The sequence below is a fragment of the Alistipes sp. genome, from assembly GCF_048465635.1.
Classification (GTDB): domain Bacteria; phylum Bacteroidota; class Bacteroidia; order Bacteroidales; family Rikenellaceae; genus Alistipes.
In genome coordinates this window covers 182,088-194,401 of record NZ_DBFWLF010000004.1, presented here as the reverse complement: position 1 = coordinate 194,401, position 12,314 = coordinate 182,088, and the positions used below count along the sequence as shown (strand labels likewise).

The window sequence follows — 12,314 nt, the reverse complement described above, 5'->3', positions numbered from 1 at the left end:
TGAACGGTTTTTCAGAAGGTGGGATTTGGTTCCCGGAATTTCACCGAAAAACGCCCGGCTACTTCACCCTCGAAGTCGGTCAGTTGTTTATAATCCGAGCACTCCTTGTAGAACATCTTAAAGTGCCGATCCAGCTCCGGAAGGTGAATGTCCAGCCAGCCGTTCACGCCCGTGCGCAACATTTCGAGGAAGCCCGAATAGCGTGCATGGAACTCCTTACGGTCGGCGGCGAAGATGCAGAACTGGAGCGTGACATCGCGGGCCTCCCAGCGCTGCACGATCCGCGGGGGAACCTTTGCGCCGTCCATCTCTCGGAACGACACCTCCTTCTGCGGTTTCACAGCTGACGGTTTCAACAGCGCGGTGTAGTTCTTCATGTCGCCCGGCTTCTCTTCGACCAGAAACGCACCGTATTCCGTCCACGGGTCGATGCCGTTGATACTTAAAAGTCCTTCCAGAATCATCGTTATCTCAATTTTATTCCGTCTCGTTTGATGGCCACCCAGATCGCAAACAGTGACGGCAAATAGTTCGTATTTTCTACGATCTTGTGCAGCTCATCCAAGCAGCCGCCCAACGCGTCGGTGATGTTATCGGCCTTTTCGTCGAGGCTCGCGCCGTGCATTTGCAGAGAGGTCATCAGCCCTTCGAGCTTCGTGCCCTGCTCTTGCGTGAGAGTCGTGAAAGTCCCCGCCCGGCCGCTTTGTGTCGTCCCGTCTCCTTTCCAGAGGTCGTATCCCATCTGCTCGGCCTTGCGCTGCCACTCCTCCATCCATGACTGGGCGGCATCTATATTGGAACCTATGTTGTTGTAGAAAGAATCGATCAGGTTCATTGCATCGTTGGCAATCTCTTCTTCGCTTTTGCCGCTGCCGTACACGTCTTTCAGCTGCTTCTGCAGTTCGTCGAACTTGTCGGCGAAAAACAGCGAATAGGCGATCTGTTTGCCCAAATCTTCGAAGACGGAAGCTACGTTGTCGGCAAAATTATCCAGTGCTGCATCACCCCCGGCCAGAGCTGTCGTGATCGAGTCGAGGATACCGTCACCGAGCGAGCCGAACGTCTGCTGCAGATAGTCTTCCAGAGCTTTTTCGGCTTCGTCCATCGCATCCTTCAGGTCGATAAGGTTCTCCAGATAGGCGCGCGTCTCATCCGACATCTTCCGGGTGTCGAGAATCGACTGCAGCATCACGGTATCCAGTTCACCGTTCTTTTTGATCAGTTCTGGATAAACAGAGAGAATGCTGCTGTACAGGTCTTTGCCTTTACCCCAACCGAATAGGCCGGTCTTCTTGTGCCCGGTTACGATCTGGGCTTCGTAGAGACCGCCCATCCCCGCCTGATAAGCCGCTGCAGCATCCGAATATTTCCCGCCGAACATCCGGTCGAGCCATGTGCCGGCCCACCTATCATAACCCTTGCCCTTGGCGGCCGATCCGGCCAGTTCCTGATTGAACGAGGCGAGCGCATCCCGGTAATTCTGCACCGCGTTGGCCGCCTTGGCGATCTGCCGCTCACCGAAAACGTTCGACGCTTCCTCCAAGAGGAGGTTCTGCTCCAGCAATGCGAGGTTGTACTGCCGCTGAAAATCGAGTTTTGCCCGCTCGATCTCTTTCAGGGCTTCTTTGTGACGCGCTTCGGAGGCGAATGCCTGTCCGATGAAGTTCATCGCCTCACCGACAGCAGCCCCGATACCGCCGATGATGCCGCCCTTGGCAAAACCCTGACCGATATTCGAGACGGCGCTCATCACCTGCTGCACACCGCTGATGGCGTCGGCGGTCTGGGTATCTCCCATCTCGTCGAACATGGCGGCCAGTTCCCCGGCTGCATCCGACGCGGCGCCGCTAATGGTTCCGATGGCACCGGAAATATCTTTGAATCCTTTAGCGCCTTTCAGATCCGCAAGACCCGATTCAAAGGTCTTGAAGATGTTCCCCCATTTGCTGCCGACGTCGCCTTTTCCCGTCTTGAGCAGCTTATCGAGCGCCTTGCGGAGTTTGTCCAGCTCCGCAGGGCTTTTCTCGATGCGCTGCAGCTCCGCCGGCGAGATGAACGTGATGCCGTCCGCCGACCCGCTGCCGTTCAGGTAGGACTGCAGCTGCTTGGCCTGCGCAATCAGGTTGCGCAATTTATCGAACGACATCGACGAGTAGTCCCCGAAGAGCCGCTTCAGGAAATCGTTGTCTTTGGCCACGCTTTCGGCTTCGGCAGCGTCGACCTCGGCCAGCGCACTATTCTTTGTATTCTCGGCAACCTGTATCGCCCGGTTGATGATGTCGTCGGCGATGGCATTCTCCTCTGCGTTTTGTTTCAGATCGTAGAATTCCTCCTGCAGAAGATGAAGGGTTTCGCCTGCCGACCCGTCCGGATCGACATCGACACCGATCACAATACCCAGCGTATCGGCTTGCAGGATATTTTCGGCTCCGTTGAGCGTCTGATCGATGTAGCTGTTCAACTCCTCTTCGGACAGCACGCGGCCGTCCGGGAGAATCGGTGTAACGAGAATCTCATGCACCTTACCGTTCGCATCGTCGATACCGAATTGCGAGCTGAAGACCGTAGCGATGCCCTCTCCGGCATCCTGCCAACCCTTTTCAGCCAGCTTCGCGGCATCGATTATCGGTCGAGCCAGCAGATCGACGTTGCCGTTGAACATCCCGGCCATCTGCTGCCCCAACGATTCGATGCGGACAGAACTCAACTGCGCAGACAGCTTGGCTATGTCGGCGTTCCCCTTTTCCTTGATCGCGGTCCTCTGCGCTTCGAAGTCACGGTATTTGGCAAGGAGCTCGTTCAGTTCCTTCTCCTGCTCTTTCTGTCGCCCCTCGGCGGCTTTCCGTTCTCGCTTGGCAATATCCTCTTTCGCGACATCGAACACCTGCGCGGCCTGAATACGCTGGGCGGCGGCCTGCGCGGTGATCGTCGCTTTCTGTTCCGGGGTAACGTCTGCCCCGGCGGCACGGAGCTTCTCGTACAGCTCGAGCCGCTGGCGCTCCTCCTCGTTGATGCGTCGTTTTTCCTGTTCAAACGCATTTTCCGCGGCTGCCCGCTCTTTGGCGAAACCCTCCTCCATGAGGGCGACGCGTGTGTCCTCGATACGTTTCTGCGCCTTGGCTTCGTAATTGACGAGGTTGTTCGTGAGCTGCTCTGAATCGGGCCGCTTCGGTTTGTTGAATCCGCCGAGGCCGGAAGTCTTTCCCAGATCGGCCATCTCATCCTGCAATTTCCCGGCTTCGGACAAGTAAGCGTCGCGCTGCTCTTCTGCGGCCTTGACAAGCCGATCTTTGATCTGCTCGTTCGAAGCATCCACCGCTGCGTCTATCTCGCTGGGAAGAATGCCGGCACGCGCTGCTCCGGCTTTAGCGAATGTGCGATACCACCATCCGTGCGCACCCTTCACGTCGTCGGCCGGCGTCACTTTGAGCGTGTTGACCTGTTCATCCGCCTCGACTGCCTTGTTGATTAGGCTCTGGGCTTTCGCCTGCAGGAAAAGCATCTGGATGTACGCTTCTCCTTTCTGAAGCAGGGTGTCGTACCACTGCGCGATGGTATCGTAATAGCCGAAACTTTCGCCGTACTTGCGATTGAGTTCTTCCACCTTCGCCTGCTCCTGCTCTTTCGTCCCGATGAACTCTTTCAGGCTCTTCATGGTCGACTCGATCTCGAACCGGGTCTTGATCATCTGCGCCCGGCCGTCCTTCTCGATCTCGACGCGCTCCTTTTCCTTTTTGGCGGCTGCCTCCTGCGAATCGGAATACCGATCCCAAAGAACAATCAGCCCCGTAATAACAGCCGAAAGGCCGAGCGTGAGGGTCGCCATGAGTGCCGTGGCCGCAACGTTGGATATGCCCAGTGCCGTAGCCAGCCGGTGGTTGGCGGCTGTCAGCAGGTTCTTCATCTTTACCACGGTCACCAGTCGAAACGCCGAGTCCTTGTTCAGCGTGTTCATCACCTGCTGCAGTCCCATCGTGATGGCCAGCACGCTCTGTACCCGCGTTTGAACCTTCACGAGGTTCTCGTTTTCCGAAGCAAACGCCCCCATGATGCCCGTCGCCATCGTAAACGCTCCCGCCACGCCGTTGGCTCCGCTCATCAGCCCCTGCAGACCGGCATTGTCATGCGCGAGAATCTTCGTCTGGGTGCGCAGGTCGCCGAGGGTGTCCTGCAGCAAGGCCGCACGTTTGGCCATTGTCAGGTACTCCTGCGAGTTCTGCTTCCCTTCCAGCCGCATCTTCGCCATGCTGCCGATCAACTGACGCAGCTCCATCGTCAGCCCGCGTGCCGTGGCCGAGTTCTTTTCGTGCTCGCTTCGCAGCCCGGCCAGCACAGCCTTGTCCTCCTCGAGCGCCCGCGTGCAGGCGTTGATCTCCGCGCGCATCTCGGTCTGCGCCCGGCCCGGAGCGAGTCGGTCGTACTGTGTCTTCAGGTCTTTGAGACATTGCTCGACATAACGCACCTGCTCGCGCTGAGCGGCGATGCGCTCCGTGATGCTTTGTGAAACCCGTTCGACGCGGTCGCCCAGCGACTCGGCAGACTTCCCGGCAGCATCCATACCGCCGGAAAGTTTGTCACGCATCAAAAATTCAATTTCAACAGGTTTCATCTTTCTTTAATTTGGACTGAAAAAATCCTTTCAATTTCTGGCCTTTGGCCGGCTGGTCTTTCACGTATCGCGGGGCATCGGCCAGCATGATGCGCAGCGCTTGGTAGTTCACTTTCCACAGGATGTACTTCACCGACCAACCCGTGGCTGCAGCGATCTGCCACACGATCCCGAAGGGGCTATGGGAACCCTCGTAGCGGGTCTTTAACTCCCCTTTGCGTTTCTTTGGCTCGTTCTCGGCTTCATCGGGTTTGCCGTCTCCACCGAGTCGATAATAGACATAAAAGACCGCGTGCCAAGCAGTGTGATGAACTGACGGTTGGCCGCCTGCAGGTAATCGTTCGGCACGAACCACCGGATCAGCCACGCAAGAGGCCGTGCGAAGAGTGTCCCCGAGACAGCGCCCCGGCAGACGGTGAGTGCAACCATGCGGGAAATACGACCGCCGTGCATAGCGATGAATTGCAGCTCCTCATCCTTGTCGAACTCCTCCATCTGCTTGTAGGTAATTCCCATCTGAAGGTAGAGCTTCGAGATGCGGATCAGCCCGCCCAGACACGGCCGCCTCATCATCAGCCGGATCGGCCGCTTCATCAGCGGCAACCGGAAAAAAGGCAGGGAAACCCCGATGTCCAGCAGGGCCTCCGCTGCCTCGATTTCGACCGCACGTTTCATCAGCCTTCCGCTACTTCAGAGGAACCGTAGTCGATGGTGTAGGGCGCAGCACCCTCGTCCGGCATGAGGATCGTGAGCTTGAAGTGGATTTTGAATACGTCCGTGTACCCGAAGTTCCCCTTCGGCTTGGCCACGAGCGATGCCTTCGGGATCATGATTTTCGCACCGTCGGCCGTCACAATTTCCACAGGGCCTTCCTGTGTAATGACCTCGGACGGAGCCGACCACTTCTTGCCGGTCGCATCGACCGTCCCGCCCATCGCTGCTTTCAGGTTCGCGGGCTTCAGCTCGATCAGGTCGCCCTCCAGCTCGTCTGTGCCGGGGTTGTCGGTGATCTCTTTCCACGGAGCGTTGCGCTTCTGCGCCGCCCAGATTTTGTTCGTGGAGCGCTCGTCGCCGCCCCACTCGATGGAGTCGTCGGAAATAAGCCCCCAGACCGCTCCCGCGAACGAGAATTGGTGCAGGCCGTAAATCGCGCCGTCATGTTCTTTTGCCATGTTAAAACAGTTTTTTGATGAGTGAAATAATCGCTTTCAGCGGGTTTGTTCGGGTCAGCCATGCGGCTGCGGCTCCACCCGCGAGGAAGCCGGAAAGCAGCCACCAATGCCACGTGGCGGGCGGCTTTCGGGTCTTTTCGACCGTTGCCTCGGTTCCCGACCGGGCTGCAGCCAATTCCGCGAGCTCATGGTTGGCAGCTTGCGAGGTAGCGATCAGTCGGTTCAACGAGTCGATGGACTGCCGTTGTCGGAATACCTGATTTTCGAAGTAGATGCAGCGCCGGGCGATGCTGTCCGCCTTGCCGGTAAGGACGATGCTGTCTCCATGTCGTTGCGCTTCGACGCTGGCGCGGCCGTTCTGTGCCGAGAACTTCGCCCCTTCGGGTAGTTCACGGAGGTTCTGCATCGGAATCGTCAGGCGTGCCGTCTGTCCCGGCACTCCCTCCGCCGCCATCCACAGCGTCCGGCTCGCTTCCGTCCGGCTCGCGGCCTGATGACGAAGCTGTGCTGCGAGACTGTCGAAGCGCTCGCTTTCGCTTCTTTGGTTTGTCCGCATCGCCGCCGCCCGCTCGGAGGTCAGCGACGACTGCGTCCGCGTGGCCGCGCAGGCCGTCGTCATCAGCAGCACGGCGAGCAGCAGCACGAGGGGATTTCCCCGGATTGTTCGTGTCATTCTCTTTTTGGTGTTTGTTCATGTGTTTGCGAAGGCTCTCGACCTCGCGTGTCAGCTTGTCCACTTTCAGCAGCAGCTCCCGCTGTGAGACCTTCCACTCGGCTTTCTCCTGCCGCAGCGTGATGTTGTCCTGCAGCACGGCGTTGTACTTCTCGCTCAACAGGTCGATGGATTTCTGCATCTCGGCGAGAAAGTCGTTGCGGCGCTGCCGGCGCGTAACGAGCCACGTGGCGAACGAGCCGATGAACCCGCTGGGCAGGGCGAACGTCAATAGCTGCAGCCAGATGCTTTCCATCGCTCAAAAGGTATTTGAATGTTTTTTTACGCGCGTTCAATCGTCCGTGCTATCGACCGGATCGAGTCGGCATAGGTCTCGGGAGCCGCCGTGCAGTAGCCCGCCCGGGCGACCTCGTAGGCGAAGCGGTACACGTTGCCCCGGAAAGGCATCGCCGCAGCATAGCGTTTGGCCGAGAGCACCTTCGCATGGTCGCGGATGCAGTCTTCGACCGTGTCGTAGTCCCGGAAGGCCCGATCCACGTCGTAGCGGTAGCGGCCGTCGGCCAGCGCCGTAATGGAGTGAACCTTCACGAAGCGCCCGCCCTGCCGGTCGTCGCGGAAGTACTCGGTCGTGCGGACGATCTGCCGTTTGCCTGCCCACTTGTCGCCGGCGGTGATCCCGAAGAGATTGTTGCCGATGGCGCTCTTCCCCCAACCGGTCTCGAGCGCGGCCTGCGCCGCCACGAAGAGCGGATTCAGCCCCGTTTGGGCGCAGACGCGCTCGATGGCCGGATAGAACTGCTGCTTGAACTCACGAGGGGTCATCACCTGCTGCTTCTTTGGTCAGCGCCTCCCGAAGCGCCGCGGCCTGCTCCTCGGTAAGCACGCCGAGCACTTTGGTCACGCCTTTGACCCGTGCGTTCGCCGCCACCGGGATGTCGAGGGCCGCAAGGGCTGCCTTGACGTCCGCCAGCGAATACTCCTGCTCCTTGAAGGAGACCATCTCTGCGGCCGGCTGCTCTTTCTCCTGCGCCGATTCGGCCTCGGCCTCGGATACGGTCTCGCCGTTGTCGGGCGAGACCACCTCGCACAGACCGCGCTTGATGTTCTGGTTGATACGGTCGATGTCGTCGGTGACGAGCGTATCGCCGACCTTGTACCACGTCTTGTGGTCGATTTTGTCCCGGAACGGAACCAATACTTTCAGTTTCATGTGCTGTCGGTTTAAGGTTTAACCTTCGATGGGAACGTCGCTGCCGGGCGTGCGCCAGTCCGCGAGGACGACGTGCTCGCCGAACGCCGTGTTCGTGTCGGCCTTCATGAGCATCTTGAAGAAGTACTTCTCGCCCGCGTTGGTCAGTCGGTCGATTTTCACGCTCTCGAAGTCATCCGAGAGGTTGACGGCGGCCCAGAGGTTAGAGTCGATGTCCATCGTAGCGATGGTAGCGCCCACTACGCCCTGCGGCCAGTCGGCCAGCGGCTCGATAGTGATGTTCTTGAAGCGCATCGCGTTCGTGGTGGTCGGATCAGCTCCCTTGTGATGCAGATCGGTCATCTCGTTGTCGTAGGTGTCCGCATCCTCGGTCGAGCACAGGAACTTCAGTCCCGGATGGTTGCGCAGCGCCTTGGGAATTGCCCGATAGGTGGCGCGGAAGCGGCCGATCATCGTGGTCTCCTTCGACACATCGACCTTGACGACATCCGCGTCGGCCAGAATGCGCGTCAGGATACCGTTGAAGAATTGGTTTTCGCCGTCGCCTGCCGTACCGTTGATAAAGTGCCAGCCCAGCTCGAAGTCGACGACCTTGCCCAGCTCTTCGAGGAATGCCACCTGCGCTTCTGCTGGCAGCTCCTCGAATACGAGGTTACCCGTCGGTTGCCACTTGCGCCAGAACTTCTCGAACGAACGCGGGTTGAAGGTGGTGAAGGCCATGAAATCCATCGGCTTCAGCACGCGCTCATCGATGTTGAATTCGCCCTTCGAGTCGCTGTCTTCGGGCTGCTCCTTGCGCTTCTGCAGGAACTTGCCCGTCTTCAGGCGGGGGATGTAGTACGCCTTCTGCACGTTCGGCTCGACGTGGATCAGCCCCCGTCGCACCAGCTCGTTGCCGGTGGTCGCTTTCACGAGCAGTTTCTCGAGGACTTCGCCCGCGTAAGCAGTTTGAATGTTGATTGCCATGTTTTGAATGATTTGTTGTGATTACTTCTTGAGGTCGTTGCGGATTTCCTCGAAACGTTCGGCCCACGGGTCGTTCTTGCCGTCCGTTCCGGCCTTGCCTATGATGGAGGTAGCACGGCGCTTGGGCTTGAGTGATGCGAGAATCGCCCGCGCATCCTCGGCTTTCTCCGTGTGGAGCAGGGCGACGTAACGCTCGCGCTGATCCTCGCCGATGCGACCGTCGTTGACGGCAACCTGCACCTCGTCGGCAATGGCGGCGTCGGCGGCCTCCCGCGCCTGCGTCTCGTACTGCTCCACCTTGGCCTTGTAGGTGTCGCGCTCTTTCACCGCAGCGTCGTGCGCCGCAGCCTTGCCCTCGATCTCCGTGATGCGGGCCATGATCGCCGCCTCGTCCGCACAGTCGGAGAAGATCGGCATCGCCTTGAATTTTTCAATCATTTGATTTTCGGTATTAAATGAATCTTTGGTCGTTTCGAGGTAGCGGGCCGTGTAGCGCTCGCAGCGCTGCTGTGGTGTCAGCGAGTTGCTGAAGGTGACAGCGTGCGGATCGTCGTATATCTCATCGACGAAACCGAGCGCTAACGCTTCGTCCGCCGCCAGCCAATGATCTGCGCCGTCCATATAGGTCGAGCGTATCTCTTCGATGCTCTTTCCCGTGCGCTCGGCGTAAATCTGACACAGCGTATTCTCGATTGATTCGAGTTTGGCGATACAACTCTTCAATTCCGCTGCATTGCCGCAAACGCAGCTCATCGGCTGGTGAATCATCATCTGGGCGTAGCGACTCATCTTGACCGGTTTTCCGCACCCGGCGATGAACGACGCCGTCGAAGCTGCAATGCAGTCGATATAGATGGTGATGTCGGCCTTGGACTGGTGCAGCACGTTAAAGATGGCGATACCGGTATTGACCTCGCCGCCGACGGAGTTGATCCGGATGTCGATCTTGCGGTAGGTACGCTCGGCCGCGAGCAACTGTTCAACGATGTCTTGCGCCTTGACTTCCGCCCACTCGCCATCCCCGATCACTCCATAAAGCAGGATGCAGCAGGTGTCCTCCTGCGGGCCGGGAATAATATTGAAAATGCGATTCATTTGCGTTCCTTGTTTGACGCAAATTTGGACGGTATTTTCCCCTCCTGCAAATCGGTTTTTTATCATAAAACTTTATAATATCAGCAAGTGATTATAAAGTCTAATGCTGTTTTTCTGATTTGTCTATCAGTCTTTTATAGGTCAATTTTGCAGCATAACGAATGCATCTGCAATGACGAAAATGACTTCCGAACAGATGCGCCGCTGGGCGCTCTCGATGTACCTCAACGAATCCCGCACGCAGGCCGAAATCGCCGAGGCGTGCGGTGTATCCCGGCAGACCATCATTCGCTGGGCGAAAGCCGATCATTGGGACGAACACAAGGCGTCGCTGACGATGACCCGCGAGGAGCAGATCAAGAACCTGCAGCGGCAGATCGTCGAAATCAACAACACCATCCTCGACCGGGAGCAGGGCCAGCGGTTCGCCACGCCCAAAGAGGCCGACACCATCGCCAAACTGACGACGGCCATCAACAAGCTGGAGACGGAACTGGGCATCCACGAAGTCGTCAGCACGGCCCAGCGCTTCATTGCATGGCTGCGTCCGGTCGATCTGGAACTGACCAAGACCTTCACGCGTCTCTTCGACAAGTTCATTAAATCCCTGATGTGATGAAACAGATCGACCGCGACGCCCTGAAGGAGTGGGAGGAGCTTAAGGAGTCCATCTACAACGATACGCCCATTGACGAGTCGATGTCTCCGGCCGAAATTGAGAAGCACCGGCTGTATCTGGAGGCGCACCCCGTCGAGTGGATGCAGTTCTTCTTTCCGAAGTATGCAAAGGCGTCGTTCGCCCCGTTCCATATCAAGGCTATCCAGCGGCTCATCCGCAACCCGGAGTGGTTCGAGGTGCTGTCGTGGAGCCGCGAGTTGGCGAAAAGCACCCTCGTGATGTTCGTAGTGCTCTACCTTATCCTGACGGGCAGGAAGAGCACGGTCATACTGGCTGCCGCAACGCAAAAAGCCGCTACCCGCCTGCTCGCCCCTTACCGGGCCAACCTCGAAGCGAACCGGCGCATCAAGCAGTATTACGGCGAGCAGATGTCGGTCGGCGAATGGGCCGAATTGGAGTTCAAAACCGAACAGGGGGCAATGTTTCTCGGCGTGGGCGCTGGAGATGCGCCTCGTGGGGCTCGCAACGAAGCCGTGCGTCCGGACATCCTGCTGCTTGACGACTTCGACACCGACGAGGAGTGCATGAACCCCGATGTGCTGGACAAGAAGTGGGACTGGTGGGAACATGCCCTGTATCCCACGCGCTCCATCTCGGAACCGACGCTTATCATTTTCTGCGGCAACATTATCGCCGAGGACTGCTGCATCGTCCGGGCCGGGAAGTTCGCAGACCATTGGGACATCGTAAACATCCGAGATCGGAACGGCCGCAGTACGTGGCCGGAAAAGAATACCGAGGAGCATATCGACCGGGCGCTGGCAAAGGTCAGCACCAAAGCCCAGCAGGGCGAGTACTTCAACAACCCCATCGTGGAAGGCAAGACCTTCGGCCCCCGCAAGTGGGGGAAGATTCCGTGGCGCAAGTTCCCGTTTCTGTGTATCTATGCCGACCCGACACAGTCGGAGGCGAAGGGCACGGCCAAGAATAAGAAAGGGTCGTTAAAAGCCGTATGGCTGCTCGGCAAGAGCGAACGCACGCTCTACGTCATCAAGGGCTTTCTGGGAAAGATGACCACCGACGAGTATGCCACCCACTTCTTCACACTTTACCTGTACGCACGGATGCGGACGCAGGTTCCGATCTTTGTCGTGCAGGAAAACAACTCCCTACAAGACCCCTTTTTCCAACAGGTATTTCGGCCGGCATTCGCACGGAAAAGCCGCGAAATGGGCATCAACCTCTCGGTCCTCCCGGACGAGAAAAAGAAGACCGATAAAGCCGTGCGTATCGAAGCCAACCTCGAGCCGCTCCACCGCGAGGGACTGCTGGTGCTCAACGAAGACGAGCGGGACGACCCGCAGATGAAAGCGCTGGATGAGGAGTTCAAGTTCTTCACGCTGGCGTTGAAGTTCCACGCCGACGGCGTGGACTGCGTCGAGGGCGGCAACCGCTTTATCGACGACAAGATGGGCGAGCTGCAGCCGCCCGTAACAATTCCCCGGCGCGTCATGGCCCGGCGAAACAAATTCAGGCAGTAACATATGGCAAAGTTCATCAAACCGGAGGACTATGACGCCTCCATCCATCAGGAAATCCTCGACGCGCTGATCCGCTCCGACCGCCAGATCGTCGAAATCTGCGAAGACCGCGCTATCGCAGAGATGCGCGGATACCTCTCGGCGCGCTACGACTGCGACCGGGTCTTCGCGGCCGAGGGCGACGACCGCAACCAGCTCGTGCTGATGATGGCCATCGACATCGCCATCTACCACATCTTCTCCATCCACAACCCGCGCAACATGTCGCAGATCCGCACCGACCGTTACGAGCGCGCCGTCGAATGGCTGAAGGGTGTACGCAAGGGGGACATCACGGTGGACGGGCTGCCGGAGGTCGAGCCGGACGCGAAGGCGGCGGCCGCACCGTATCAAATTCGCAGCAACCGCAAACGCACAAACAATTTCTGA

The 12,314-nt window shown here is 58.3% G+C and carries 14 protein-coding genes; 3 read left to right on the top strand and 11 right to left on the bottom strand.

The genetic code is table 11. The features are described from left to right. Nucleotides 1-11: 11 nt before the first annotated feature. From ACMO9O_RS00850 to ACMO9O_RS00800, 11 genes are read right to left on the bottom strand one after another with little or no spacing between them, the layout of a single operon-like run. Entirely contained in the window at nt 12-464 is a 453-nt protein-coding gene (locus tag ACMO9O_RS00850; RefSeq protein ID WP_418981729.1) for a hypothetical protein, read from the bottom strand. A 2-nt stretch (nt 465-466) separates the two neighbouring features. Next, complete coding sequence (locus ACMO9O_RS00845) at nt 467-4,609, bottom strand: hypothetical protein (protein WP_418981728.1); 4,143 nt, start codon at nt 4,607-4,609, stop codon at nt 467-469. Then, the gene (locus ACMO9O_RS00840) at nt 4,596-4,775 is read right to left on the bottom strand and encodes a hypothetical protein (RefSeq protein WP_418981727.1); all 180 of its coding nucleotides are present in this window, start codon (nt 4,773-4,775) and stop codon (nt 4,596-4,598) included. The genes ACMO9O_RS00845 and ACMO9O_RS00840 overlap by 14 nt, the downstream gene beginning before the upstream one ends. Nucleotides 4,776-4,813: 38 nt before the next feature. Next, nucleotides 4,814-5,284 carry a hypothetical protein gene (locus ACMO9O_RS00835; protein ID WP_418981726.1) on the bottom strand — a complete coding sequence of 157 codons (471 nt, stop codon included), beginning with the start codon at nt 5,282-5,284 and terminating at the stop codon, nt 4,814-4,816. Beyond that, nucleotides 5,284-5,781: a hypothetical protein gene (locus ACMO9O_RS00830; protein WP_418981725.1), complete on the bottom strand. Its 498-nt coding sequence runs from the start codon at nt 5,779-5,781 to the stop codon at nt 5,284-5,286. The genes ACMO9O_RS00835 and ACMO9O_RS00830 overlap by 1 nt, the downstream gene beginning before the upstream one ends. 1 nt (nt 5,782) lies before the next feature. After that, nucleotides 5,783-6,187, bottom strand: a complete 405-nt coding sequence (locus tag ACMO9O_RS00825; protein WP_418981724.1) for a hypothetical protein — start codon at nt 6,185-6,187, stop codon at nt 5,783-5,785. Next, the gene (locus tag ACMO9O_RS00820; protein WP_418981723.1) at nt 6,171-6,749 is read right to left on the bottom strand and encodes a hypothetical protein; all 579 of its coding nucleotides are present in this window, start codon (nt 6,747-6,749) and stop codon (nt 6,171-6,173) included. Before ACMO9O_RS00820 ends, ACMO9O_RS00825 begins: the two co-directional genes overlap by 17 nt. Before the next feature lie 26 nt (nt 6,750-6,775). Beyond that, nucleotides 6,776-7,276, bottom strand: coding sequence for a glycoside hydrolase family 73 protein (locus tag ACMO9O_RS00815; RefSeq protein ID WP_418981752.1), 501 nt, complete (start codon nt 7,274-7,276; stop codon nt 6,776-6,778). Then, nucleotides 7,263-7,664 (bottom strand): hypothetical protein, encoded by a 402-nt coding sequence (locus tag ACMO9O_RS00810; protein WP_418981722.1) that lies wholly within the window; start codon nt 7,662-7,664, stop codon nt 7,263-7,265. The genes ACMO9O_RS00815 and ACMO9O_RS00810 overlap by 14 nt, the downstream gene beginning before the upstream one ends. 18 nt (nt 7,665-7,682) lie before the next feature. Next, complete coding sequence (locus ACMO9O_RS00805; RefSeq protein WP_418981721.1) at nt 7,683-8,630, bottom strand: hypothetical protein; 948 nt, start codon at nt 8,628-8,630, stop codon at nt 7,683-7,685. 21 nt (nt 8,631-8,651) lie between these two features. After that, complete coding sequence (locus ACMO9O_RS00800; RefSeq protein WP_418981720.1) at nt 8,652-9,725, bottom strand: head maturation protease, ClpP-related; 1,074 nt, start codon at nt 9,723-9,725, stop codon at nt 8,652-8,654. A gap of 172 nt (nt 9,726-9,897) precedes the next feature. Here ACMO9O_RS00800 and ACMO9O_RS00795 point away from each other — a divergent pair, with 172 nt between their 5' ends. Genes ACMO9O_RS00795 through ACMO9O_RS00785 form a run of 3 tightly spaced genes read left to right on the top strand, consistent with a single transcriptional unit; the run spans nt 9,898 to nt 12,314 of the window. Continuing rightward, the gene (locus tag ACMO9O_RS00795; RefSeq protein ID WP_418981719.1) at nt 9,898-10,341 is read left to right on the top strand and encodes a terminase gpP N-terminus-related DNA-binding protein; all 444 of its coding nucleotides are present in this window, start codon (nt 9,898-9,900) and stop codon (nt 10,339-10,341) included. Further along, nucleotides 10,341-11,885 (top strand): hypothetical protein, encoded by a 1,545-nt coding sequence (locus tag ACMO9O_RS00790; protein ID WP_418981718.1) that lies wholly within the window; start codon nt 10,341-10,343, stop codon nt 11,883-11,885. The genes ACMO9O_RS00795 and ACMO9O_RS00790 overlap by 1 nt, the downstream gene beginning before the upstream one ends. 3 nt (nt 11,886-11,888) lie before the next feature. Continuing rightward, on the top strand, nt 11,889-12,314 hold the full coding sequence (locus tag ACMO9O_RS00785; RefSeq protein ID WP_418981717.1) for a phage protein Gp36 family protein: 426 nt from the start codon (nt 11,889-11,891) through the stop codon (nt 12,312-12,314).

What these genes read in the sequence shown, in the direction of transcription:
- ACMO9O_RS00850 (WP_418981729.1), bottom strand. Translation starts at nt 464, where the DNA reads ATGATTCTGGAAGGACTTTTAAGTATCAACGGCATCGACCCGTGGACG.
- ACMO9O_RS00845 (WP_418981728.1), bottom strand. Translation starts at nt 4,609, where the DNA reads ATGAAACCTGTTGAAATTGAATTTTTGATGCGTGACAAACTTTCCGGC.
- ACMO9O_RS00835 (WP_418981726.1), bottom strand. Translation starts at nt 5,284, where the DNA reads ATGAAACGTGCGGTCGAAATCGAGGCAGCGGAGGCCCTGCTGGACATC.
- ACMO9O_RS00830 (WP_418981725.1), bottom strand. Translation starts at nt 5,781, where the DNA reads ATGGCAAAAGAACATGACGGCGCGATTTACGGCCTGCACCAATTCTCG.
- ACMO9O_RS00825 (WP_418981724.1), bottom strand. Translation starts at nt 6,187, where the DNA reads ATGCAGAACCTCCGTGAACTACCCGAAGGGGCGAAGTTCTCGGCACAG.
- ACMO9O_RS00820 (WP_418981723.1), bottom strand. Translation starts at nt 6,749, where the DNA reads ATGGAAAGCATCTGGCTGCAGCTATTGACGTTCGCCCTGCCCAGCGGG.
- ACMO9O_RS00815 (WP_418981752.1), bottom strand. Translation starts at nt 7,276, where the DNA reads ATGACCCCTCGTGAGTTCAAGCAGCAGTTCTATCCGGCCATCGAGCGC.
- ACMO9O_RS00810 (WP_418981722.1), bottom strand. Translation starts at nt 7,664, where the DNA reads ATGAAACTGAAAGTATTGGTTCCGTTCCGGGACAAAATCGACCACAAG.
- ACMO9O_RS00805 (WP_418981721.1), bottom strand. Translation starts at nt 8,630, where the DNA reads ATGGCAATCAACATTCAAACTGCTTACGCGGGCGAAGTCCTCGAGAAA.
- ACMO9O_RS00800 (WP_418981720.1), bottom strand. Translation starts at nt 9,725, where the DNA reads ATGAATCGCATTTTCAATATTATTCCCGGCCCGCAGGAGGACACCTGC.
- ACMO9O_RS00795 (WP_418981719.1), top strand. Translation starts at nt 9,898, where the DNA reads ATGACGAAAATGACTTCCGAACAGATGCGCCGCTGGGCGCTCTCGATG.
- ACMO9O_RS00790 (WP_418981718.1), top strand. Translation starts at nt 10,341, where the DNA reads ATGAAACAGATCGACCGCGACGCCCTGAAGGAGTGGGAGGAGCTTAAG.
- ACMO9O_RS00785 (WP_418981717.1), top strand. Translation starts at nt 11,889, where the DNA reads ATGGCAAAGTTCATCAAACCGGAGGACTATGACGCCTCCATCCATCAG.